The organism is Streptomyces sp. NBC_01451, assembly GCF_036227485.1.
In the GTDB taxonomy this organism is placed as follows: domain Bacteria; phylum Actinomycetota; class Actinomycetes; order Streptomycetales; family Streptomycetaceae; genus Streptomyces.
On the sequence record NZ_CP109479.1, the window covers coordinates 4,570,995 to 4,592,750 of the forward strand.

Annotated in this window: 25 protein-coding genes and 1 tRNA gene; 11 read left to right on the plus strand and 15 right to left on the minus strand. The window is 70.7% G+C overall.

Going from position 1 to position 21,756, the window contains the following annotated elements; genetic code table 11:
- Window positions 1-84: 84 nt before the first annotated feature.
- The 3 genes from OG595_RS19995 to OG595_RS20005 form a co-directional block, all read right to left on the minus strand.
- Entirely contained in the window at window positions 85-918 is an 834-nt protein-coding gene (locus OG595_RS19995; RefSeq protein WP_329273806.1) for an SDR family NAD(P)-dependent oxidoreductase, read from the minus strand.
- A gap of 20 nt (window positions 919-938) precedes the next feature.
- A complete protein-coding gene (locus OG595_RS20000) occupies window positions 939-1,403 on the minus strand; it encodes a cupin domain-containing protein (protein ID WP_329283059.1) in 465 nt (154 codons plus the stop codon).
- An 86-nt stretch (window positions 1,404-1,489) separates the two neighbouring features.
- Entirely contained in the window at window positions 1,490-4,297 is a 2,808-nt protein-coding gene (locus tag OG595_RS20005) for a GNAT family N-acetyltransferase (protein ID WP_329273807.1), read from the minus strand.
- Window positions 4,298-4,388: 91 nt separating this feature from the next.
- Between OG595_RS20005 and OG595_RS20010 the strand changes: the two genes are divergently transcribed.
- From OG595_RS20010 to OG595_RS20025, 4 genes are all read left to right on the plus strand, one after another.
- Window positions 4,389-5,126 carry a siderophore-interacting protein gene (locus tag OG595_RS20010; protein WP_329273808.1) on the plus strand — a complete coding sequence of 246 codons (738 nt, stop codon included), beginning with the start codon at window positions 4,389-4,391 and terminating at the stop codon, window positions 5,124-5,126.
- Window positions 5,127-5,202: 76 nt separating this feature from the next.
- Window positions 5,203-5,796, plus strand: a complete 594-nt coding sequence (locus OG595_RS20015; protein ID WP_329273809.1) for an HhH-GPD-type base excision DNA repair protein — start codon at window positions 5,203-5,205, stop codon at window positions 5,794-5,796.
- 93 nt (window positions 5,797-5,889) lie between these two features.
- Window positions 5,890-6,249, plus strand: coding sequence for a hypothetical protein (locus OG595_RS20020; RefSeq protein ID WP_329273810.1), 360 nt, complete (start codon window positions 5,890-5,892; stop codon window positions 6,247-6,249).
- A 76-nt stretch (window positions 6,250-6,325) separates the two neighbouring features.
- Complete coding sequence (locus OG595_RS20025) at window positions 6,326-6,448, plus strand: hypothetical protein (protein ID WP_329273811.1); 123 nt, start codon at window positions 6,326-6,328, stop codon at window positions 6,446-6,448.
- A 28-nt stretch (window positions 6,449-6,476) separates the two neighbouring features.
- Here the strand turns inward: OG595_RS20025 and OG595_RS20030 are convergent, their stop codons facing one another.
- A complete protein-coding gene (locus OG595_RS20030) occupies window positions 6,477-8,141 on the minus strand; it encodes a helicase HerA-like domain-containing protein (RefSeq protein WP_329273812.1) in 1,665 nt (554 codons plus the stop codon).
- 104 nt (window positions 8,142-8,245) lie between these two features.
- Here OG595_RS20030 and OG595_RS20035 point away from each other — a divergent pair, with 104 nt between their 5' ends.
- A complete protein-coding gene (locus OG595_RS20035) occupies window positions 8,246-8,542 on the plus strand; it encodes a type II toxin-antitoxin system VapB family antitoxin (protein WP_006377352.1) in 297 nt (98 codons plus the stop codon).
- Window positions 8,543-8,679: 137 nt separating this feature from the next.
- The gene (locus tag OG595_RS20040) at window positions 8,680-9,330 is read left to right on the plus strand and encodes a LytR C-terminal domain-containing protein (protein WP_329273813.1); all 651 of its coding nucleotides are present in this window, start codon (window positions 8,680-8,682) and stop codon (window positions 9,328-9,330) included.
- Window positions 9,331-9,415: 85 nt separating this feature from the next.
- Here OG595_RS20040 and upp read toward each other — a convergent pair whose 3' ends face one another.
- A complete protein-coding gene (gene upp / locus OG595_RS20045) occupies window positions 9,416-10,051 on the minus strand; it encodes a uracil phosphoribosyltransferase (RefSeq protein WP_329273814.1) in 636 nt (211 codons plus the stop codon).
- Window positions 10,052-10,217: 166 nt separating this feature from the next.
- Between upp and OG595_RS20050 the strand changes: the two genes are divergently transcribed.
- The 5 genes from OG595_RS20050 to OG595_RS20070 all read left to right on the plus strand — a co-directional run bounded on the left by OG595_RS20050 (window position 10,218) and on the right by OG595_RS20070 (window position 12,869).
- Window positions 10,218-10,439, plus strand: coding sequence for a hypothetical protein (locus OG595_RS20050; RefSeq protein WP_329273816.1), 222 nt, complete (start codon window positions 10,218-10,220; stop codon window positions 10,437-10,439).
- A 263-nt stretch (window positions 10,440-10,702) separates the two neighbouring features.
- Window positions 10,703-11,254, plus strand: a complete 552-nt coding sequence (locus OG595_RS20055) for a tRNA adenosine deaminase-associated protein (protein ID WP_329273817.1) — start codon at window positions 10,703-10,705, stop codon at window positions 11,252-11,254.
- A gap of 62 nt (window positions 11,255-11,316) precedes the next feature.
- Complete coding sequence (tadA, locus tag OG595_RS20060; protein WP_329273818.1) at window positions 11,317-11,751, plus strand: tRNA adenosine(34) deaminase TadA; 435 nt, start codon at window positions 11,317-11,319, stop codon at window positions 11,749-11,751.
- Between the two features lie 156 nt (window positions 11,752-11,907).
- Window positions 11,908-11,992 (plus strand) — tRNA-Ser (locus tag OG595_RS20065).
- A 163-nt stretch (window positions 11,993-12,155) separates the two neighbouring features.
- Window positions 12,156-12,869 (plus strand): DUF4145 domain-containing protein, encoded by a 714-nt coding sequence (locus OG595_RS20070; RefSeq protein WP_329273819.1) that lies wholly within the window; start codon window positions 12,156-12,158, stop codon window positions 12,867-12,869.
- Window positions 12,870-12,912: 43 nt separating this feature from the next.
- On the opposite strand, the gene OG595_RS20075 is transcribed toward OG595_RS20070, so the two are convergent.
- The 10 genes from OG595_RS20075 to OG595_RS20120 all read right to left on the minus strand — a co-directional run bounded on the left by OG595_RS20075 (window position 12,913) and on the right by OG595_RS20120 (window position 21,749).
- Window positions 12,913-14,193: a tyrosine-type recombinase/integrase gene (locus OG595_RS20075; RefSeq protein ID WP_329273821.1), complete on the minus strand. Its 1,281-nt coding sequence runs from the start codon at window positions 14,191-14,193 to the stop codon at window positions 12,913-12,915.
- A 9-nt stretch (window positions 14,194-14,202) separates the two neighbouring features.
- Window positions 14,203-14,436 carry a helix-turn-helix domain-containing protein gene (locus tag OG595_RS20080; protein WP_329273822.1) on the minus strand — a complete coding sequence of 78 codons (234 nt, stop codon included), beginning with the start codon at window positions 14,434-14,436 and terminating at the stop codon, window positions 14,203-14,205.
- Between the two features lie 362 nt (window positions 14,437-14,798).
- Window positions 14,799-16,346 carry a YfjI family protein gene (locus OG595_RS20085; protein WP_329273823.1) on the minus strand — a complete coding sequence of 516 codons (1,548 nt, stop codon included), beginning with the start codon at window positions 16,344-16,346 and terminating at the stop codon, window positions 14,799-14,801.
- Window positions 16,343-16,693 (minus strand): hypothetical protein, encoded by a 351-nt coding sequence (locus tag OG595_RS20090; protein WP_329273825.1) that lies wholly within the window; start codon window positions 16,691-16,693, stop codon window positions 16,343-16,345. The genes OG595_RS20085 and OG595_RS20090 overlap by 4 nt, the downstream gene beginning before the upstream one ends.
- A complete protein-coding gene (locus OG595_RS20095; protein ID WP_329273826.1) occupies window positions 16,690-17,607 on the minus strand; it encodes a bifunctional DNA primase/polymerase in 918 nt (305 codons plus the stop codon). The genes OG595_RS20090 and OG595_RS20095 overlap by 4 nt, the downstream gene beginning before the upstream one ends.
- A gap of 89 nt (window positions 17,608-17,696) precedes the next feature.
- Window positions 17,697-18,197: a hypothetical protein gene (locus OG595_RS20100; protein WP_329273828.1), complete on the minus strand. Its 501-nt coding sequence runs from the start codon at window positions 18,195-18,197 to the stop codon at window positions 17,697-17,699.
- Window positions 18,198-18,230: 33 nt separating this feature from the next.
- Window positions 18,231-18,695 (minus strand): hypothetical protein, encoded by a 465-nt coding sequence (locus tag OG595_RS20105; protein ID WP_329273829.1) that lies wholly within the window; start codon window positions 18,693-18,695, stop codon window positions 18,231-18,233.
- Window positions 18,696-18,902: 207 nt separating this feature from the next.
- Entirely contained in the window at window positions 18,903-21,020 is a 2,118-nt protein-coding gene (locus OG595_RS20110; RefSeq protein ID WP_329273831.1) for an FtsK/SpoIIIE domain-containing protein, read from the minus strand.
- A gap of 106 nt (window positions 21,021-21,126) precedes the next feature.
- A complete protein-coding gene (locus OG595_RS20115) occupies window positions 21,127-21,429 on the minus strand; it encodes a hypothetical protein (RefSeq protein WP_329273833.1) in 303 nt (100 codons plus the stop codon).
- Between the two features lie 2 nt (window positions 21,430-21,431).
- Window positions 21,432-21,749 carry a hypothetical protein gene (locus tag OG595_RS20120; protein WP_329273834.1) on the minus strand — a complete coding sequence of 106 codons (318 nt, stop codon included), beginning with the start codon at window positions 21,747-21,749 and terminating at the stop codon, window positions 21,432-21,434.
- Window positions 21,750-21,756 lie beyond the last annotated feature (7 nt).

A 21,756-nucleotide genomic window follows, 5' to 3' on the forward strand; every position in this document is an offset into this window, starting at 1 on the left:
TCTTCGGGACTTTTCGGCTCTCGTATACGTACGGACGATCCTGACGCCCCGCTCACCCCACCGGAACCGTATTCGCCGTGGCCTTCACCACGTGGGACGGGCGGAGACCCCGCCGTCCACGACCAGGTCGTGGCCGCTCACCCAGGACGCCAGCCGGGAGGCGAGGAACACGCACGCGTCACCGACGTCCTCGGGCCGCCCCAACCTCCCTACGGGCGCCGCCCGTTGCCACCGCCTGACCCCCTCCGGCCAGGCATCGGCCAGCCCTTCCCGGTCGATGAGCCCGGGCGAGACGGTGTTGACTCGGATGCCGTACGGCCCGTACTCCAGAGCCGCCGACCGGGCGTGCATCACGACCGCCGCCTTCGAGGCGGAGTAGTGGGCGTGGCCGGGCGCCGGGTGCGCGGCCTCGATGGACGCGATGTGCGTGACACTGCCCCCACGCCCACCCCCGGCCCCGCCCCCGCCCCCGCACTCTCCCTCTCCCTCGCCGTCCTGCTCGCGCATGACCTCAGCCGCGGCCTGCGTGCAGGCGAAGACGCCGAGGAGGTTGGTGTCGACGACGGCCCGCCAGTCCGCGACCGTCATCCCGGCCAGTTCCTGCACCGGCTGCACACCCGCGTTGTTCACCAGCGCGTCGAGCCGCCCGCCACCCCACTCGGCGGCCTCCCGCACCACGCGCCGGCACTCGTCCTCGACGGTGAGATCTCCCCGCACTACGACGGCCCGTCCGCCCGACTCCTCGATCCGGGCGGCCACTTCCCGCGCACCCTCGTCCGACGTCCGGCAGTGCACGGCGACGGCGGCCCCCTCCGCCGCGAACCGCAACGCGATCCCGCGCCCGACCCCACCACCGCCCCCGGTGACCAGGGCGACCTGACCGGCGAGAAGACCCGCAGGGCTCACGGATGACCTCATGGACGACCTCACGGAAGACCTCATGGGCGACACAGTGCCCCGATACGACCCGCCTCGGCCGGATAACGCGCGGCCAGTTCGACGGCGTCCCCGTGCACGTACCCCTCGTACGTGAACCCGGGCGCCATCGTGCACCCGAAGAACGTCCACCCGCCGCCCTCCACGACCCGCGCGCCCATCCAGGTACCGGCGGGAACGGTGAGCTGCGGCTCCTGGCCGTGCAGAAGACCCGGTCCGAGCAGCGCCGTCCGGGAGGTGCCGTCCGGCGCGAGGAGCAGCAGTTCCAGCGGATCGCCGAGGTAGAAGTGCCAGACCTCGTCCGACGGCAGCCGGTGCAGCGCGGAGAAGTCGCCGGGCTCGGCGGTCAGCAGCGCGACGATCGCCGAGCCCTCCGGCCGCCCGTCGGCCCGCTCGGGCCCCGCCCACGTACGCCGGAACAGCCCGCCCTCCCGCGGGATCGGCTCCAGCCCGTAGTGGGCGATCAGATCGGCGGGCGTCGGATGCCCTGCCGGGCGTCCTGTTGCGTGTCCTGCCGGGTGTGTCGGACGTGTCGGCTGTCCTGAGGTCGAAGTCACCCGGGAAAAGCTACCTCGCGGGTGAGAAAGGCCAGTTGGGCGCGCTTCTCGGGCAGGTAGACGTCCGGCAGGTCGATCTCGGGCAGGACGACGACGGGCCCGGCCACGAACCCCTGCCGCAGGAACCGGGCGACGGCCTTCTCGTTCGCCACGTCGGGATCGACCACGACCCGCCGCCGCCCGAGCCCGACCAGCACGTACTCCGCCAGCACCGCCATCAGCGCGGCCGACCACCCGGGCCGCCCGCCCTCCGCCCCGGCGGGCGCGAGCAGCAGATGTACGCCGATGTCGCCGGGCTCGACGGCGTAGCACTCGCTCACCCGGTCGGCCGCGGGCTCGTACGTCTGGAGGAGCCCGACCGCCGTACCGTCCTGCACCAGCAGGTGGGCGTGATGGGTGTCGAGGGTGTCCAAGTGGGCGTAGATCTCGCCTACCTGCTCCTCGCTGAGCCCGTTCATGCCCCAGAATCCGGCCCGGGGCTCGCTCACCCAGCCGTGCACCACACCGGCGTCGGCGACCGGGTCGAGCCGCAGCACGCGCACGGTCCCGAACCCGTCGGCCATCTGCTCGTGCAGGGCGGCACGGGCCGCGTACGACGGCTTCGAAAGCCTCGCCGGGCGGTGCTCCCGCGTCAGCAGCGCCCAGTCGGTGACGACCGGGACGAGGTCCCCCCTTGTCCACAGGGGGAGTTGGTCGCGGTGGTGGGCGGAGCCCGGGACCCCGGAGGCGCCGAAGGGCACCACCCAGAGGCTGTCCTCGCGCCGGGCCAGATCCCAGACGTACCGGGCGGCGGGCCCGCGCGCGCTGAGGTCGGTGAGCCCCGGGACGGACGACGTGCAGAGCACGCAGTCGTGGTCGCCGGAGAGCCCGGGCTCGTCGTGCGCGGAATGCGTGGAGTGAGTGGAGTGAGTGGAGGTGGCCGGGACCCGCCAGGGGGACAGGCGGTGCCGTTCGCCCCAGGTGACCGCGCCGGTCGTCGGCTCGGCAGCCACCTCGGCAAGGGCTTCCCTCACTGCGGCCGCACGGTCGATCCCGTACAACTCCCGTGCCTTCAGGAGCCCTTCGAGCGCGAAGCCGATCCGGGGGAGCAGGGCGAGCCAGGGGCGGAAGACCTCCGGGCAGGCGGCCGGGGCGGCCAGGGCGGCGAAGGCCGGGTGGGCGGCGAGGCGGCGTACGACGGCGGAGCGCAGGGCCGCGTACGACGCCGCCCGTGTGCTGTCGGCGTCCATCCGGCGGTCCCAGCGCAGGAGTTGGTCGCGCAGGGCCGCCTCCTCGACCGTCAGGCCGTCCAGGGCGGCGAGGAGGTCGAGGAGCGGGGCGGCGGAGGCCAGGTGGGTGTCCATGTGGAGGGCGGGCAGGTCGGCCGCCGACCACTGGTCCTTCTCCGTCAGCAGGGCGCGGATCCGGGCCGCCCGGTGCGGCGGCGCGAACTCGACGCCGAGCGGGGTCGCGGGGCCGCGCTGGTTGGCCATGACGGCGAGGCCGTCGTCGACGGTGCCGTACGGCGTCTCGTGCCGCCCCTGCCACTCGTGACCGGGCTCCCAGGCCCGCACGAGCCGGGTCCGGTTGGCCTCGGCGCGGACGGGGACGTGGCCCGCGACCCGGTGCAGCAGCCCGCCCTCGGTGTCGGCGGCCTGAATGACGTTGACGGGCTCGGCCCACAGGTCGACGGCACGGTCGATGTCGGCGACGCGGCGGGCGCGGAGAAGGGGGAGCAGGGCGGAGAAGCCGAGGTCGCCGGTGACGCGGGGCGGGTAACGCAGACTAATCGTTTCTGCATGATCACCGGAGCGCCGACCGGAGAGCCCGTCAGGGCGCTCGTGGGGGCGCTCGTCCGGGCCGATCACCACCGGTCCCCGCCCGGTCTCGATCACCTCCACCTCGACCGGCTCGCCGCCCGCGACCTCGACGACCTCCATGTGCACGTCGGCCGGCCGCCACTCCCCATCGGGATCGAGGGCCTCGACTCCCGTGCCCGCAAGGGGAGTTCCCGTGCGCCGAACGCGCTCCTCGTACAGGTCCTGGTAGTCGGCCATGGCGTTGGTGATGGCCCAGGCGACCGTGCCGGTGTGGCCGAAGTGGGCGATGCCGGGAACGCCCGGGACGGCCAGGCCGACGACGTCGAACTCGGGGCAGGACAGCCGGACTTGCTGGTAGACGCCGGGTGCCTCGATGTAGCGGTGCGGGTCGCCCGCGATCAACGGGAGCCCGGTGACCGACCGTTCGCCGCTCACCAGCCAGCCGTTGCTGCCGGAGGTGCCGGGTCCGTCGGTGGCGAACAGGGCGATGGCGTCGGCGCCGAGATGAGCCGCGACCCGTTCGCGCCAGAGCTTGGCCGGGAATCCGGCGAACAGGATGTGCGTGGCGAGCCAGACGCCGAGCGGGGTCCAGGGCTCCCAGCGGCCGGGGGCGAGCCCGGTCGCGGCGAACTCCGGTGCCGCAGCGAACTCCGGTGCGACGGCGGCCCCTTGCGTCAGCGCCTCACCGACCTCCGCCAGCCCCTCGTTGACCCCCTCCACGTACGCCCGTACCCAGGAAGCGGTTTCGGGGTCCCGCTCCTCCAGGGTGGCGTAGCAGCGTCGGGCGGTGTCGTCGAGGCGGGCGCGTCGGGCGAACACGTCCCAGGCGACCGCCTCGGCGCCGAGGAACGCGGCCGAGGTGCCCCGCGCGCGGTGGCGCTCGACCTCCAGCTGCCAGGCCCGGTCGAGGGCGGTGACGCGCCCCTGGCCACGGGCGAGTTCGAACGCGTCGCCCGCTCGCAGATGCGGGATCCCCCAGGCGTCGCGGTAGAGCTCGGTGGCCATATCTGTGTCCTCACGCGGTCTGAAACTATGCTTTAGGTTAGCCTTACCTAAGTAAGTCGTGTGGGAAGCGTACGCGAGAGGTGAAGAAGCCATGGCGCAGGGGCAGGGGCAGGGACGCGGCTGGGAGGGCGCGGTCCTCAAGCTCTTCCGGGGCAAGGACTTCGTGTTCACCGTGACGGGCGCCGAGGACGTCACGCCGCACTACCGGCGTCTCCACCTCACCGACGGGGGCATGCTCTCGGCCACCGGCGTCCACCCCACGATGTGGGTCCGGCTGTGGTTCGACAACGCGGGCAAGCCGCACCAGCGGGCGTACACACTGGTCGGCCCGGATCCGGAGGCGGGCACGTTCAGCCTCGAATTCGCGCTCCACGACGGATGCGCCAGCGACTGGGCGCGGGCGGCGAAGCCCGGGGACACCATCGAGGCGACGGTCCAGGGAACCGGCTTCACGCGGCCCCAGCCGGAACCCTCGCACGTCTTCGCGATCGGCGACCCGGCATCGCTGCCCGCGCTCAACTCCCTGCTGGACGCGCTGGGTCCGGCCCCGGCGACGATCTGGTTCGAGTCGGACCACGGCACCGACGGCTACCCCTTCCGCACCGTCCCCGGCCACCACGACCTCCGCCCGGTCCCCCGCAAGGACGCGGGCGCCCACCTGGTCTCCGAGGTCCGCTCCGCCTTCCCGGACCTCCTGGGGCACACCGCCGACCCGTACGTCTGGATAGCCTGCGACACGGCCACGACCCGCTCCCTGACCAGCTACTTCCGCAAGGAGGCGGGGCTGCCGAAGCAGCGGGTGCACGGGCTCGGGTACTGGCAGCCGTAGCCGACGACCGGGCGCCCCGGAGACCCGGCGACCGGGCGACCGGGCGACCCGGCCCCGATCGGGGCATGATCGACCCATGGACGTCACTCTCCACCTCGCCCAGGACCCCGAGGCCGACGCACTCCTCGGCCGCAGCCCGCTCGCCGCGCTGACCGGCATGCTGCTCGACCAGCAGGTGCCGATGGAGTGGGCGTTCAAGGGGCCCGCGACCGTCGCCCAACGCCTGGGCGCCGACGATCTCGACGCGCACGAGATCGCGGCGTACGACCCCGACGCCTTCGCCGCGCTCCTCTCCGACAAGCCGGCCGTCCACCGCTACCCGGGGTCGATGGCCAAGCGCGTCCAGCAGCTCTGCCAGTACCTCGTCGAGCACTACGACGGTGACGCCGAGGGAGTCTGGCGGGACGCGGCGACCGGCCAGGAACTGCTGAAGCGCCTCACCGACCTGCCTGGCTTCGGCAAGCAGAAGGCCCAGATCTTCCTGGCCCTCCTCGGCAAGCAGCTCGGCGTCCGGCCCAAGGGCTGGCGCGAGGCCGCCGGCGCCTACGGCGAACCGAAGTCCTTCCGTTCCGTCGCCGACATCACCGGCCCCGAGTCCCTGGCCAAGGTCCGTGCCCACAAGCAGGAGATGAAGGCGGCGGCGAAGGCCGCGAAGGCCTCCGGCAAGTAGGCGGCGGCCGGACCGGGCCCGCCGGTAGGCCGAGCGGGCGGATCTCGGGCCGGAGTGATCGGCCCCGCGCCCGTCGCGGGGAGATGACCTCCCATGAGCCCCGCCGCGCGCACCCCGTACACCTCGTACGCCGTGCGCCCGGCTGCCTGGCTCCGGGTGCTCGTCCCGCTGCTCGCGCTGTTCGCCCTGCTCCTGCCGGGCACGGCAGCGCACTCCGAAACCGCCGAGTCGGTCGTTTCGAGCGGTACGGCCGCCGAGTACGACGTCCACGACACCGCCCCGCGCCCGCCGGGCCGGTACGGCCACCGTCCCGTCGTACCTCTGCGGCCCGCGCCCCGCCCACCGTCCGTACGGCGCCCGTCGGCGGCGACGGCCCGGCCGCTCCCCGCACCGCCACGGCCCACGCTCGCCCTGCGCCCGGTGGTACTGCGCTCGGTCGTCCTGCGCTGCTGACGGACCGGCTCCTCCCGGTCCATCAGTCAGTACGCCCGGTAAGCCCAGTACGCCACACGGGACAAGGAACACCGACATGGCGATCGACCCCTACGCGGTTCTGCGCGCCCTGCTGCGCGCCGAGGCCGCACGCAACGCACCGAAACCGCAGCCCAAGGAAGCCCAGCCGCAGCGGCCCCCGAAGGAGCCGGGCCGCTGACCGGGCGGCGGGGGCGGGGTCCCGGTGACTACCGTCCCCGCCGCGCGGTGCCGAAGAGGGAGCGGGTGATCTCCCGGCCGATCTGGGTGCCGAGGGAACGGGCCAGGGACTTGAACATGCCACTGCCCGCCACCTGTTCGACGACAGACCGCTCTTCCTTGGGCGCCTTGGACGCATGGGGTGCCTTGGGCGCATCGGGCTTCGCGGGCGTCATCTCGTCCGGGCCCCTGGCACCGGCGGAGGGCTTCGCCGCCGCCAGTTTCTCGTACGCCGACTCTCTGTCCACAGCCTGTGCGTAACGGTCGTGGAGCCGCGAGGCCCTGACCGCCTGGTCCAGGACCGCCGCGTCGACCGGCCCCATCAGGGACTCGGGGGCGCGCAGACGGGTCGCGGCGACCGGTGTCGGGGCGCCCTTCTCGCTCAGGACGGTGACGACCGCCTCGCCCGTTCCGAGGCCGGTGAGCAGTTCCTCCAGGTCGTACGCCGAGTTAGGGAAGGTCTTCACCGTGGCCTTGAGGGCCTTCTGGTCGTCCGGGGTGAAGGCGCGCAGCGCGTGCTGGACGCGGTTGCCGAGCTGGGCGAGGACATCGGCGGGGACGTCCTTCGGCGTCTGCGTCACGAAGAAGACGCCCACCCCCTTCGAGCGGATGAGGCGCACGGTCTGGGTGATCGCGTCCAGGAAGGCCTTCGACGCGTCGTTGAAGAGCAGATGCGCCTCGTCGAAGAAGAAGACCAACTTGGGCTTGTCGACGTCGCCGACCTCCGGCAGGTCGTGGAAGAGGTCGGCCAGCAGCCACATCAGGAAGGTCGAGAACAGCTGCGGCCGGTCCTGTACGGCGGGCAGTTCGAGGACGGAGACCGTGCCGCGCCCGTCCGGCGCCATGCGCAGCAGCTCGGCCGTGTCGAACTCAGGTTCGCCGAAGAAGTCCGCCATGCCCTGCGCCTCGAAGGCGGTGAGGGAACGCAGGATCACCCCGGCCGTGGCCGTCGACAGTCCGCCGATGCCCTTCAGTTCCTCCTTGCCCTCGTCGGAGGTGAGGAAGGCGACGACGGCCCGCAGGTCCTTCAGGTCGACCAGCTCCAGCCCCTTCTGGTCGGCGTAGTGGAAGACCAGGCCGAGGGACTGCTCCTGGGTCTGGTTGAGCTGGAGCACCTTGGACAGCAGCAGCGGGCCGAAGCTGGTGATCGTGGCCCGCACCGGGATGCCGTGGCCGAGACCGCCGAGGGCGTAGAACTCGGCGGGGAATCCGGTCGCCGTCCACCGCTGGTGCACCTCGGCGGCACGGGACCCGACCCTGTCGTTCATCGTGCCCGGTGCGGAGATCCCGGAGACGTCGCCCTTCACGTCGGCCAGGAAAACGGGCACACCCTGGGCGCTGAGCTGTTCGGCGATCAGCTGGAGCGTCTTGGTCTTACCGGTGCCGGTGGCGCCCGCGACCAGACCGTGCCGGTTGAGCATGGGAAGCGGGATCCGGATCTGGGCGTCCGGGAGGCACGTCCCGTCCCACAGCAGGGCACCCAGATCGAGCGCCGGGCCGGTGAACGCGTACCCGGCGGCGATCTCCAGGGCCGGCCGGGGCAGCGCGGGAGCGCTCCCAGGCGCGCGGGGTGGCGAGTCGGGCGCGTTTGCCGGTGGCAAGGACCCCGTGGCGGCCCCCGTGGTGGCCGATGGCACGGTCTCACTGTCGCTCATGTCGGGCCCCTCTTCCGTTTTGCCCCGCTTTACGGCATCTTTTCCAGCGTCGCACTCCGTCTCCATGGCTGCGCCCGGAACGTCTGGACCGGTAGGCTTTCCGTGTGATCTTCAAGCGCATCGGAAACGGCCGGCCGTACCCCGACCACGGCCGGGAAAGCACCCGGCAGTGGGCGGACGTCGCGCCGCGCCCGGTCCGCCTCGATCAGCTCGTGACGACCAAGGGCCAGCTCGACCTGGAAACCCTCCTCGCCGAGGACTCGACGTTCTACGGCGACCTCTTCGCGCACGTCGTGAAGTGGCAGGGCGACCTGTATCTGGAGGACGGTCTGCACCGCGCGGTCAGGGCGGCCCTCCAGCAACGCCAGGTACTGCACGCCCGCGTCCTCGAAATGGACTGACGGAAGCACCGGCGAATACACCGGCGGACGGCCTGACGGCCTTCCTCGCGACGCTTATTGGCCCTTTCGGGTAGTACTGCGGCCGGGTCAATGATCATTTAGTAGGCATCACCGCCCGGGCCCACTACGCTGCGCCCATGAGCATGCTGACTCCCCCCGGAATGGGCGGCCAGTACCGCATCACGGGGGACAAGTACCCGCGGATGCGCCGACCCCGGGGGCGCCGCAGGTTCGTGCTCGGACTCGTGGCCTCCGTCGCCGCCCTCGGCCTGATCGGCTGGGGCACCTTGCAGCTCATCGACGTCTTCACCGGCGGCGGCAGCAAGGCCACGGCCGCGGGACCGAAGTCGGACTGCGCCACCAGGGCAACACCGAAGGCGACGGCGCCGACGGCTCCCAGAACGCTGCCCAAGCCCAACGGGATCACCGTCAACGTCCTGAACGCCACGCCCCGCAGCGGCCTCGCCAAGCAGGCCGCCGACGAGCTGCGGAAGCGCGGTTTCCGCATCGGCGACGTCGGCAACGCGCCCAAGGCCTACGACAAGAAGATCGCCGGAGCCGGAATAGTGCTCGGCGCGAAGTCGGCCGCCCAGGCCGCCCTCCCCGTGCTCGGCACCCAGCTCGCCGGGGCCCAGCTGAAGACCGACACCCGTAAGTCGGCCACCGAGGTCGACCTGCTCATCGGCACCACGTTCACGGCCCTGACCAGCAAGAAGGACGCCGACCAGGCCCTGGCCGCACTGACCGGTCCCGCGCCGACGCCCTCCACCACCCCGAAGGACTGCTGAGCCCCGCACTCCGTGCTCGCCGTGGTCTCCGTGTTTTCGGTGCCCCCGGTGCCCTCGGTGTATTTCGTGCTCTCCGGCCGGGTTGCTACTCGGCCGCGCCGTACAGCCGGTCGCCCGCGTCTCCGAGGCCCGGGACGATGTAGCCGTGCTCGTTCAGCCGCTCGTCGATCGAGGCCGTCACGACGGTGACCGGGGTGCCCGCCAGCTCGCGCTCCATGACCTCGACGCCCTCCGGGGCGGCCAGGAGGACCACGGCCGTCACATCGTCGGCGCCGCGCTTGATCAGCTCCTGGATCGCCGCGACCAGGGTGCCGCCGGTGGCGAGCATCGGGTCGAGGACGTACACCTGGCGCCCGGAGAGGTCCTCCGGCATGCGGGTGGCGTACGTGGACGCCTGGAGCGTCTCCTCGTCGCGCACCATGCCCATGAAGCCCACCTCGGCGGTCGGCAGCAGCCGGACCATGCCGTCCAGCATGCCGAGGCCGGCCCGCAGGATCGGCACGACCAGCGGGCGCGGGTAGGACAGCTTGACGCCCGTGGTCGGGGCGACCGGCGTCGTGATGTCGACCTGTTCGGTGCGCACGTCGCGCGTGGCCTCGTAGGCGAGCAGGGTGACCAGCTCGTCGGCGAGACGGCGGAAGGTCGCGGAGTCGGTGCGCTGGTCGCGCAGAGTGGTGAGCTTGTGGGCGACCAGAGGGTGGTCGACGACGTGGAGACGCATGGGCCTAACAGTAGCCGTGCCAGTAGCCGGGGTCCCGCGCAGCGGCCCGCCCTCCATACAGCGGTTCCGCTTCCCCGTACAGCGGCTCCACTCCCCCCTCACCCTTCCGCTGGCATCAAACCGCCCGACGGAGGGAAGGTGGAGGGACGGATTGGGGGTGCTGCCCATGCCTGACCATGAACCCGTCCAAGCACCCGGTCATGAACCCGGCCGTGAACCCGACCAGGGCCGGAAGGCGTCGGAGACCGAGGCCGAGAGGCGCCGGCGCCGGGCCGTCTTCCTGCGCGAACTGACCGAGGCCCGCGAGTTGCGCGACCGTGTACAGCCCCGCCGAGCCAAGGCCGCGCGCCTTCGCCACGCCATGCGTATGCGTACGTTCCGCTGGTAGCGCACGCGTTGAGGGGGTAGCCGTGCGGGGGCGCTGAAGGAAGCCGGTTACGATCCGCTGGTGGCGGCAATGAGAGCGCTGCTGAAGGGCTCGGCTGACAACCGATCAATTGAGCCGGACACAGGGTGTCGAAGACGTCCCCTGAACGCTCCGTTTCTGCCACGATGCCGAGTGGGTGGGGCTCGGCGCACAGCCTTCCCCGCCCATAACCTCCGCCGGGGGGACCCCCAACCGGCACGCCTAGGAACAGTGGGAGAGTCACGGTGTACTTCGCCGCACTGCTCGCGCGCACCGAAGACGGGTGGGAAGCGAGCGACACAGAGCTCGACGATGTGGAAACCCTGTCGGACCTGGCCGAACTGGCCCGTGAAGCCTCCCCCGAGGACGACACGGTGCTGGTGCTCATCGAGCAGGAGGACGCCTGGTTCGGCGTCGTCCGCATCGACGGCGAGGACGACCCCCGGATCTACGTCTCGGACGCCGCCGCCGCTTCCCGTAGTTCGTACGGTGAGATCCTGCTCACGGCCGAACTGCTCGGCCGCGATCCGGACGCCGACGAGCCGGATCTCGACGCCCTCGACCTCGACGGCACCGAGGACGGTGAGTCGGACGACGATCCGGACACCGCCTCCGACGACGAGGAGGAGACCGGCGCCCCCGCCGACGCGGTGCCGCACGGCCCCGTGGGGGACCCCGTGATCCTCGACGACCTCGGCGTCGGCGAGAAGGAACTGCGCGCCCTGGACGCCGACGACGCGCTGAGCGCGATCGCCGAGGCCCTGGGAGCTTCGGAGGTCCTGGAGACGGTGCGCTGAGCCGACAGGGCCCGATCGACGAAGGGGCGCCCGACCCCGTCCGTGATCCGTGGCGGGCCGCGATGCGGCTCGCCCTGGACGAGGCCGGGCGCGCCGCCCTGGGCGGTGACGTCCCCGTCGGCGCCGTCGTCCTGGCCGCCGACGGTACGACGGTGCTCGCGACCGGGCACAACGAGCGTGAGGCGACGGGCGATCCGACCGCGCACGCGGAGGTCCTCGCGCTCCGGCGGACCGCGGCGCGGCTCGGTGAGTGGCGGCTGTCCGGCTGCACGCTCGTCGTGACGCTGGAGCCCTGCACGATGTGTGCGGGCGCCCTCGTGCAGTCGCGGATCGAGCGGGTCGTCTACGGCGCCCGCGACGAGAAGGCGGGCGCGGCCGGCTCCCTCTGGGACGTCGTACGCGACCGCCGCCTCAACCACCGCCCGGAGGTGATCGGCGGCGTCCTCGCGGACGACTGCGCCGACCTCCTCACCACCTTCTTCCGCCACGACCGCTGACCGGTGACCGGTGACCGGTGACCGACTGCGGACGGACTCTTGCAGGACTGCTTGCCGGCCTGCGCGGCGCACTGCTGACGGACCGCTGATCCGCCGGTGGGGGCCGCCGATTAACGGATTTCGAACCATGCCGCACCTTGCTGTAAGGTTCCCCTCGGTAGCGTGTCCGAGCGGCCGAAGGAGCTCGCCTCGAAAGCGAGTGTGGCGCAAGTCACCGAGGGTTCAAATCCCTCCGCTACCGCAGGTAGACGAAGGGTCCGACTCAATGAGCCGGACCCTTCGCGCATCTCCGTCTCAGTTTCCGTCTCAGTTGACCAGTCGTGACCCTTGCCGGAGCCCTTCGCGACGAGAGGCTCTAGCCAAAACAGGTGACGCTTGAGTCTGCCTGTAGATACGGTCCTTCTGTGACGAACCGCTTCGCCAAGCTAGATGGCTCCGACCCCCTGCACACCACGGTCGCCGGAGAGTGCCCCCACTGCGTCCGTCATACGACGCTCACCGTCAGGTCGCATTCAAAGTTGAGCGGTACTTTCCGCGAGCGTACGGATTCCAAAATCGTCAGGTGCCTGATGATCCTGAACTGCAACTGGTGCACGAAAGAAAGCGCCTACCTCCGTCTTGCCAACGTTGCGACAGAGCTGTTCTCGGGTGGGGAGATCCGCGAGTCGTACACCACCATCGACATCGAACAGGTCTGGCCTGGCAGGGCGCCCCGCGAACTGGCTCCGGAGACACCCGAGACCGTCCGGGAAGTATTCGCAGAGGCCGCGCTAGCAGAGGCTGCGGGTGCCTTCCGTCTCGCCGGCATCGGATACCGAGCGACCGTGGAACAGATCGTCAAAGAGCGCGGCGCTGTCGGCAAAAATCTGTACGAGCGCATCACCGGATTGAAGAGCCTTGGCGCTACCGAGGAGATCGTAGCCGCATTCCACGAGGCCCGATTCGTCGGAAACGATGCGGCGCACGATGCCCTCGCCTACTCCACTGAAGAGATCGCAGACATTGCCGAACTCATCGACGAGGCAGTGCTCGTGCTGTACGTCCAACCTGCCCAGCGAGCCAAGATGGCAGCTCAGCGGGCGGCCCGACGCACAGCGACAAAGCAGCCAACGCCGTAACTCAGTCCGAGGGGCAAGCTGGAAAGCCTGCCCCTCGGATGCGTCACCGCGCTGGTACGAGCACCCCGGCGGACCCATCGTCATCGTCGGTCGGCCGGTCTCCCGCTGGCTTCCAGATGAGTCCGTCAACCCGTCGGGCGACGTCGTTCCGAACGGAGTCCACCATGTGTTGGTACCGCGCGGCCATGGCCGTAGTGGACCACCCCATGAGCCCCATGACGGCCCGCTCGGAAACTCCGAGGATCAGCAGGACCGTGGCGGCGGTGTGGCGGGCATCGTGCAATCGGCCGTCCCGTACCTTCGCGTGGTCAAGCAAATCCTTCCAGTCGTCGTAGTCCGTGCGGGGCGACGTGCCCCGACCGGTCGGGGTAGCGAACAGCCATCCGTCGTCGGCCCATTCATCGCCGGCCGCCGCGCGCTCGATGTCCTGCTTGGTCCGGTGGACCCTGAGCAGGTCCACGAGCTGAGCGGGCAGACCGACCGCGCGCCGTCCCGCGCGGGACTTGGTGTCGGCCGTCTCAGGGTTCGTCCGCTGCCGCTGCGGGCAGTAGCCCGCCTTCCGGCCGCAAGGGTCTCCACATCCATGGGCGTAGCGCGGGCGGCGGCGACTCCGACGGACCATCAGGACGCCCCGTTCGAGATCCACGTCAGCCCACTTGAGGCCTAGCGCCTCCCCCTGGCGGAGACCTAGCGCGAGTGCCACGGCCCAGCGTGCGGAGTTCCGGCCGTCTTCGGCGGCCAGCAACAGCCGCTGGACCTCTTCGACGTTGTACGGCTCGACCTCCTCCTCCCGTAGGCGGGGTGCCTTGGCGAGTTGGACGGGGTTTCGTCCCAAGTGGCCACGCCGTACGGCCTCGTTCAGCGCGGTGCGGAGGGTGCGGTGGATCTGGTGAATCGTTCCCGCCTTGCGACCGTCAGCCTGCATGTTCCCGTAGAAGCGCTCGATGTGCTCGGGTCCTAGCTTGTCGAGCCGGTGGGCCCCAAGTGCAGGGATCAGGTGTTTCCGTACGGCCACGCCGTAGCCGACCATGGTGTTCTCATTCACGGCGAGGGGCGCGATGGTGTCGATCCAGTGGGTCAACCACATCTTGACCGTCCACGGCTTGCCCGGCTTGGCCAAGGACTTGGCCTCACGCTGCTTCTCCAGCTCACGGACAGCGGCCGTCACCTCGGCACGGGTCTTGCGCTCGACGTGGCGGCGGTCAGGCGTGCCGTCATCGCGGATGCCCACGGTGACGCGGCCGTGCCACTTGCCGTCCTTGCCCAGGTAGATGGATGAGCGGCCGTTGGGCTGTCGGGTGCGCTTGCTCTCGTCTTCTGCCATGCGTACTCCTCAGGCTGCGGCGGCGATGGTGGGGCGCTGGATCTTGCGGCGGCGAGTAACGAACTCGGGTACAGCGTCGGCGGGGACTCGTCGCAGACGGCCGATGTCGATGGACTCCAGCTCTCCGGTACGGATGAGCGCGAAGCACGTAGTCCGCCCGATACGGAGTCGGCGAGCGGCCTCTTCCACGGTCAGGAGAACGAGGGTCGGGTCATCGTCGGTGGGCGGCACAGAGTTGCTCATCGGGGATGCCTTCCTGCGCGGAGCATGCGGGCACTTGGCCACATGCCGGAATCGGGGCGGGCCACGGTGGGACTCCTTGTCAGGTCCTGCGGGAACCGGGAATCCGCTGACAGAACTGACAGAACCTCGCCGCTAGACCGCTGACCTGCGGTTTCGACCGGTTCGTGATCTTTGACAGAACTGAGTTAAAACCTGACAGAACCTCGGTGGGCGGGGTTCTGTCACAGAACCTGCGACCCGTGGGCGGGAGGTTCTGTCGAGTTTTAACTCAGTTCTGTCAAAACCGTGATCATGGTCGTTCTTGCAGGTCAGCGGCTTGCAAGCGAGGTTCTGTCGGTTGTGTCGGCGCTCAGGGGGTTGTGTCAGACACTGCGTGCGATGCGGGGGTGGGTCTCGTAGCGGGGGGAGGGTGGCCGGCCGCCGCGTCCGGTGCGCGGGGGCGGGGGAACCTGGCGGATCCATCCGTGTTCTTCGAGCAGGGCGAGGACGGGGTCAAGGTCGGCGATGGCGGGGAAGTCGGCCCGGCGCAGCATGCGGAACAGCTCCCGCTTGGTGAACTGCGCGAGGCCGGCCGTGACGAGCTGCGCGAGGACGTCCAGGGCGGCATCGTGGGCGGGATCGGCGCTCATGGTGTCGAACACGTCCAGGGCGTGCGCGGTGAAGTAGTCGCCCAGGGTCGTGGCGGCGGCCATGGTCGCGGCGTCGATCGGCTGGTGCCAGCCGTCCTCGGTGTGCGCGGCCAGGTGCAGCAGACCGGCGATGCGGGCGACGGCTCCGTCCCGCTTGGACGCCCATTTCACGATCGACGCGTAGCTCCCGTCCGGTCCGAGCCGGGACTCGGTGACCTTCTGGAAGGCGAGCAGGACCGCGTCTGCCTCGGGGGTGAGTTGGAGAAGGGCGGGGTCGGTCCAGCCGGCCAGGGCCAGGGTGAGGCCCCCGAGCCTCTGCGCGTAGGTAGCGGCCACCTGCTCGTCCAGCAGATCGGGCGAGAGGTTGCGGCGTCCGACCAGGGACAGGGGCTTGGCATACAGGAAGCGGGCGAGCAGGCCGCGGCCGTCCGCACCGTCGATGCGGGACAGGGCGTCGAGGACTTCGGGTTGGACGGCGAGGCCGATGGTGACGGCGGGGACGTCGATGTGCTGTGCTTCGCGTCCTTGGCGGTTGACGCGGATCATGTCGCCTGCGTGGCCTTTGAGGAACATGCCCATGTTGGGCTTGCCGCTGTAGCGGCCGGCGATGATGTCGAACAGCTCGCCCTCGGCACTGAGGCAGGAGATCCGCCCGCCCTGCTCGTACAGCAGGGTGCCGATGTTCTCCGGGGTCACGTCGTCCGCCACGAGCTGCGGCACGGCCGGAACGCTCATCTCGTCGACGGCTTGGGCGAGTTGGACGGCTTCTGCGGTGAGTGCGGCCCGCTGGTCGGGTTCGGCTCCCGCAGCCCTGCCTGCTGCTTTGTCCGCTGCGGATTTGGCGAGGCGGATGGTGGTCTCTGCTTCTGCCCGGATGGGTCCGGACAGTTCGATGAGGGCTTTCTCGGTGGCGAGCAGGGGGCGGACCATGAGGTCGAACACGGCGCTCTTGCGGTTGCCGGGGTCCAGGGCGACGGCGGTGTAGAGGTTGACGGGCTCGCGCCAGTGGCCGCGCACGCACACCTTGACGCGTCCGCCGGCGGCGGTGGCGATGACAGCGAGCGCGAGGCACCCGGCGAGGTCTGCGGGGGTCTGCGTCTCCTCCGCGACACCGTGGACCATGGTGGCCAGCCACGGGGGCAGGGCGTCGACGGGGAACGGCGGGAGCGGAGGGCTGGCCTTGAGGGGTACCGGTTCGTCCCAGACGGGTCCGGTGATGTCCTCGGCGGTCAGGTCGTCGAACCCTTCCCACAGGTTCGGCGATACGTCGTTGGCGGTCATGCGGCGGCCCTTTCTTCCGTGGTGGTGCGGAGCGGGCAGGTGTCGCGGTGTGCGGTGTGGTCGTCGATCAGGGCGAGCACGCGGCGGTGTCCTACGGCGCTGCGGTTCCGGCCGCACTCGCACCGTGAGGTGGCGGTCGGGGTGGCGCCGCGCGGGGCGCAGATGTGGAGCCATGCGACGGGGTAACGGCCGTCGCCGCGTGGCGGGTTCGGGAGAACGGCATGGGGGACGCCTTCGGCGACGCCCTTCGGTTCGCCCACGGCCGTCCGGGGCGCGGTGGGTTCGGCGGCGCGCGGGCGGTTGGCGGGTGCGGTGAGGCTCTTAGAGGGGGCAGGGGGGTTGGTCATGCGGCCCTGCTCCGGGGCGAGTTGTGGGTGATGGACCAGTCCAGGGCGCGGCGGATGACGTCGTCGTAGTAGCGCTGGGACTGTGTGGCGTTGGCCCCCGCTGCCCCTCTAAGAGCGTCCTCAACCCGTGTGCGGGTGAGGTCGCCGGATGCGATGAACCGTCCCAGGGCGCGGGCGGCGCGTAGCAGGGTGGCGTTGCGGGTGCCGTCGGCGGCGGTGGCCACGTTCCGTACCTCGTTGGTGAACGCTACATCCGCATATCGACGGGATTGCTCCACTACGGGCCCTGAGGGGGTCTGTACGGGCTTGGGGGCGGGTTTCAGGATGCTCAGCAGCCATCCGGGCACCGGGGCCGCCACAGGGGCGCTGAGGGCTTTGTAGGGTCCGATGGGGGTGAGGCTTCCGGCGGCGACGACGTAGCCGCCGGTTGCGCGGGTGTCGATCAACGGGCCGATGGTGCCTGCGGTGTTGGTCAGCCGGATGCCGGGCGGGGTGGTGAGGTACAGGTGCGATCCGCCGCTCGCGGTCCGCACCCGGTAGGTATCGGGCACACGGTGGCCGGCGCGCTCGCAGAGCGCCGCAAAGGTCGTCGCGCCGCAAGGCGCGTCCGAACTGCCCTTCCCGTTCTTGCCGTTGGGTTTGGGCATGTCCAGATCGACGACCAACAGCCCGGAAGGACCGGCGGCAATACCGACGTTGTACGGGGCCCGCGACCAGGCGGCACGGATCACGTCGGGGTCGGTGGTCGCGCGCTGCTCCCACTTGCGGTGTCCCGCCGCGCACGGGCCGGTGCCGGGGCACGCGGCCTCACCGTGCAGCGCGGGGCGCTTGGTACCGGGACGGAGAGGGAAGACGTGCCAGCCTTGCTCAGCGGCGGTCAGAGCCGCCTTCAGCAAGGGGATGGAGTGGGGCATGCTGGATGTCTCCAGTTCCTTGATGGTGACTGGCTGGACAAGGGCGGCCCCGCTTCTTTGGCGAGAGTGGGGGGCCGCCCTTGGCGTAGCTACTGGTTCTTGGCCCACAGGGCGTACTCGCGGCGGATGTAACCGCGCGGGTCGCCGGTGACGGTGGCGCCGTCCAGCTCGATCAGGAAGTGGGCCAGTTCGAGGGCGTGTTCGTCCCTCAGGCGGTGGTCGGACGGGAGAGCGGCGCTCCTGCGGTCGACGACGGCGGCGCGGCGCAGCCACCACTCCCGGTTGCGTTTGCCGGCGTCGGCCTGGCTGATGAGCCAGTCGAACTCGTCGCGGGGGTGCGGGGCGCCGGCGTACGCGTCTTCCGGCGTCGGCCACGACTCCGGCTCCGGCGCGGGGTCGTCAGCGGTGGTGGCGTCGGGCAGCAGGAGTGTGCGGGCGATGGTGGCGGCGACGGCGGCGATGTTGCGGGGGTCGTCGTTGGTGGTGCGGTAGTCCTGCCGCTCGCACTGTTCCCAGACGGCAAGGGCGATAGCTTCCATGAGCGGGTCATCGTCGCGGAAGGCGGCGGATGCGGTGGCGGGCGTGGTCATGGCTTCCTTTCGAGGCACGGGAGTTGGGCCCTTTCAGCCGTAGAACTTGTTGCGCTTGATGACTGCCTTGCGGATGTTGACCGTGGTCCCGCCCCGGTGGCCGCTCCCGCTGAAGATCTGGACGGCGATCCAGCCGCCGAAGATGATGGCGGCGAGCGTGATGAGTTGAGTGATGAGCGCGGTGAGCGCGGCGACGAACGTCGTCAGGAGCAGCAGGCCGCCGCACACCGCGAGGAACCCGACGCCCCCGAGGGCGACGTTCACGGCCGCACGGGAGACGGCCGGCGGGGCGGCGACCGGTTCGGGCCGCACGGGGTCGATGGCGTAACCGGTGACGACCCGCCCGTCGGGCAGGACGACGGAGGCGACCGCAGGGACGGTGCCCGGCTGGACGGGAACGAGCGGCGCCGGCGCGGCGAGGACGGGCTGTATCGGGGTGGGGATATGGACGTCCAGGGCCCGCCCTTCGGGCGCGGGCGAGGTGTGGTCGGGGTACATGCGGAATCCCTTCCGGGGGATGGTCGGGGAGGCGGGGACACCCCCTGCCGGGTGCGCTGTGGAGGGGGTTTTCGGGGTCTGACCTGGGGTGCCTCCCCGCCTCCCCGAAACGATGTTTGTGCTGATCAGCGTGGGGGAGGCGGGGTGGGGAGGCGGTTGGGGAGTCCTCCCCGCCTCCCCGGAACGGGTGGGTCTGCCTCCCCGCGTTCAGGAGGCGGAAGCGGAACCGTCGCTGTCGCGGTTGGCGAGGGCGCGGGCGACGTCGTCACGGCGGATGTTCATCCGGCCGTGCGACTTGTACGGCTCGACGTCGGCGGCCTCCAGCACGCGCTTGAGGTCGATGAACGACCAGTCGCCGTACACGTCCTGCGCGAGGACCGAGAGCCGCTTGACGATGTCCTGCGTCAGCGAGCGCTCCTCGTCGCCCATGACGTCGAAGATGTCCGCGAGCGCGTCCCGCTCCTCGCCCCGCTCGATCACGGTCAGCGTGGTGACCCCGGACCGCATCGCCTTGGCGCGGTCGGTGATCGCTTCGGCCGCGTCGTCGTCGATGTAGTGCGTGCGGACCGTGATGGACGCCTGCCCGGCAGGAATGGCGATGCCGGACGACGCCAGGACCAGGGTTCCCTGATCCAGCCCCGGGCGCAGCAGGTTGGGGGCCGCGCCCCCGTCGACGGCCTTGTCTCCCAGTGCCATCCGCGCCTGCGACTCCGTGCCCAGCGCGAGCGAGGCCCGCGTGTGGGCGCCCTCGCGGACCAGCTTGGGGAGGTTCTGGTCGGTGGGGTCCTGGGTGCCCTGCCACATCAGCACGTTCACCGCGCGACCCTGGTTGTGAATCTTGCGCACGGCCATGAAGTACCGCGAGGTGGCCTTAGAGCCGCCGTAGGGGCGGCGCTCGTCGTCGACGACCGGGCACATGAACGCCATCTGTGCTTCGTCCACGATCACGATCAGGGCGGGGAACACCGTTCCAGGCGGCGCCTGGATACGGCGGTTCATCTCCTCCACCGCCCGCTCCACCATCTCGGTCACCTGGATCACGTGGTCATCGGTCGGACCCTGGATCAGCACGTCGGCCAGCCCGAAGAACATCTTCCAGTCACCGACGCCCTTGAGGTCACCGATCCAGAACTGCACCGACTTGTCCAACGCCAACCACAGCGCGAGGGAGCGCAGGGCCACGGTCTTGCCCTGGTTCGACAGCCCGGTGATCAGCAGGTGGCGCTGATACACGCTCAGTGCGGCCATGTCGCCGCGCAGGTCCTGCCCCCAGGGCGCCTTGCCCTTGGTGTAGTCGGCGGTCATCGTCTCGTCGGTGACCAGCGGAGACGGCCCGATCGGCTCATCCAACGCCCCCGAGTCGGCCACCCACAGCCGCACCGTGCGGGCCGCCTGCGGGATGGTGATGAACACCTCGTGCTCGTGCCGAGTCAGGTTCTCCGCAAGCTTGCGGCGCCGATTCTGCACCTCGATCGTGGAGACCCCTGAGGGAAGGGTGACGTCGACTTCGACGCCGCATCCGGCGATCCGGATCGGACCCAGCATGGACGCGCCGGCGTCGCCCATGTCCTTGATGGCGTTGCGCAGGGCGGGTACTCCGAGGTCGCGCAGGGCCTTGACGACGATGGACGGGGTGACCGGCTCGCCCTCACTGCTGCGGACGTTGGCGGGCAGCGCCCATGCGGGTGCGGCCTGCTGCTTGCTGCCCACGGCCCACAGGGCGAGCAGGGCGAGGAGCGGGCCGACGATGATGGCGGTGCCCCAGGTGACCTGGACGATGCGGATGAGCAGGGCGATGAACTCGATGGTCGCTGCCAGGGGGGTGATGACGTCGGTGATGTCGTGGTTGTTGATCGCCATGACGACCCCGAGGGCGACCAGCACTCCGATGCCCACCCCGGTGCCGACCGCGAGGCCTTTGGCGGCCTCGACGGGCGAGTGCAGGAGGTCCATGCGGCGGTGGTGGCGAGCCTGCCGGAAACGCTGCAAACGCTCCTCCCACTCCTCAGCCGCTTCCAGGTTCCCCGCGGCTTCGGCCGTGCGGATCATGCGCTCGTAACGGGCGCCGGTCTTGCCGTCCCAGGTGCGGCGGGCCACGATCCGGCCCCCGTTGAACGTGTAGAGACTGTGCCGCGCCACCGCACGCGCAGCACTCTTGGTGTTCTCGTGGGTGACGGCGGTCTTCACGGCGCGTCCGGAGCGCACCCACAACGGCGTCAGGGGCGCGGGCGGGGCGTCGGGCACCACGGTCAGCACGGTCGGTGTCACGTCCGTCTGAGGGTCGGTGAGCGAGGTCTTGGTGAGAGGGATGACGTTCTCAGTCATGCTGGTACTGCTCCTGACTGCCCCTCTTGCGGGGCGGGAATGGAGGATGGGTGCCGGGGTGCCTGTGTCCGTGGAAAGAGCGGGCACCCCGGCGGTCGTACGAGGTTCAGCGGTGGTGTCGGGCGCGGTTCTCGGCACGGCTGAGCTGCGATGGGTCGCTGCGCGGTCCGTCGAACCAGCAGAAGGGGCGGATGGTGTCGGCGGCCTTGAACACGCGGATCGCCGCACCGGGCGGGGCGTCGGGCAGCGGGTAGACGCGCCCGCCGGCCAGGGAGGCCAGCAGCCGGGCACCGTGGTGCTCACATCCGTCCGCGCCGGCGTTGACCGCGTCCAGGACGCTCACCACGGGCGGGCCGACGCACGCGGTTGGGTCCTGCGGATGAGCGGCGGGGCAACGGCTGTCGTCCACGCTCACCACCACCCCGACGCCTTCCGTGCGGCCTTCGCGCGGGCGGCTTCGGTGATCAGACGCTGCTTCTCGCCGTGCAGGGCGGTGAGTTCGGCGGTCAGCCGCATCTCCGCGTTGGCGGTGGTGGTGTCCATCTGCTGCTCAGCGCGGGCGGTGCTCTTGCCGCGCACGACCTTGTAGGAGCCGCCGACGGTGGCGCGGGCCATCGCCCGACGCTCGGCACCGTTGAGCGGCCACGACTCGCCCCGCCTGACCGCTTCGAGCTTGACGGTGGCCTTGTGGATCTCGCGGTCGATACGGCGGATATCGGACTTGGACACGGTCAGC

Coding starts and splice junctions, on each gene's coding strand:
- OG595_RS19995 (WP_329273806.1), bottom strand. CDS start 918: ATGAGGTCATCCGTGAGCCCTGCGGGTCTTCTCGCCGGTCAGGTCGCC.
- OG595_RS20005 (WP_329273807.1), bottom strand. CDS start 4,297: ATGGCCACCGAGCTCTACCGCGACGCCTGGGGGATCCCGCATCTGCGA.
- OG595_RS20010 (WP_329273808.1), top strand. CDS start 4,389: ATGGCGCAGGGGCAGGGGCAGGGACGCGGCTGGGAGGGCGCGGTCCTC.
- OG595_RS20015 (WP_329273809.1), top strand. CDS start 5,203: ATGGACGTCACTCTCCACCTCGCCCAGGACCCCGAGGCCGACGCACTC.
- OG595_RS20020 (WP_329273810.1), top strand. CDS start 5,890: ATGAGCCCCGCCGCGCGCACCCCGTACACCTCGTACGCCGTGCGCCCG.
- OG595_RS20025 (WP_329273811.1), top strand. CDS start 6,326: ATGGCGATCGACCCCTACGCGGTTCTGCGCGCCCTGCTGCGCGCCGAG.
- OG595_RS20030 (WP_329273812.1), bottom strand. CDS start 8,141: ATGAGCGACAGTGAGACCGTGCCATCGGCCACCACGGGGGCCGCCACG.
- OG595_RS20040 (WP_329273813.1), top strand. CDS start 8,680: ATGAGCATGCTGACTCCCCCCGGAATGGGCGGCCAGTACCGCATCACG.
- upp (WP_329273814.1), bottom strand. CDS start 10,051: ATGCGTCTCCACGTCGTCGACCACCCTCTGGTCGCCCACAAGCTCACC.
- OG595_RS20050 (WP_329273816.1), top strand. CDS start 10,218: ATGCCTGACCATGAACCCGTCCAAGCACCCGGTCATGAACCCGGCCGT.
- tadA (WP_329273818.1), top strand. CDS start 11,317: ATGCGGCTCGCCCTGGACGAGGCCGGGCGCGCCGCCCTGGGCGGTGAC.
- OG595_RS20075 (WP_329273821.1), bottom strand. CDS start 14,193: ATGGCAGAAGACGAGAGCAAGCGCACCCGACAGCCCAACGGCCGCTCA.
- OG595_RS20080 (WP_329273822.1), bottom strand. CDS start 14,436: ATGAGCAACTCTGTGCCGCCCACCGACGATGACCCGACCCTCGTTCTC.
- OG595_RS20085 (WP_329273823.1), bottom strand. CDS start 16,346: ATGACCGCCAACGACGTATCGCCGAACCTGTGGGAAGGGTTCGACGAC.
- OG595_RS20090 (WP_329273825.1), bottom strand. CDS start 16,693: ATGACCAACCCCCCTGCCCCCTCTAAGAGCCTCACCGCACCCGCCAAC.
- OG595_RS20095 (WP_329273826.1), bottom strand. CDS start 17,607: ATGCCCCACTCCATCCCCTTGCTGAAGGCGGCTCTGACCGCCGCTGAG.
- OG595_RS20100 (WP_329273828.1), bottom strand. CDS start 18,197: ATGACCACGCCCGCCACCGCATCCGCCGCCTTCCGCGACGATGACCCG.
- OG595_RS20105 (WP_329273829.1), bottom strand. CDS start 18,695: ATGTACCCCGACCACACCTCGCCCGCGCCCGAAGGGCGGGCCCTGGAC.
- OG595_RS20110 (WP_329273831.1), bottom strand. CDS start 21,020: ATGACTGAGAACGTCATCCCTCTCACCAAGACCTCGCTCACCGACCCT.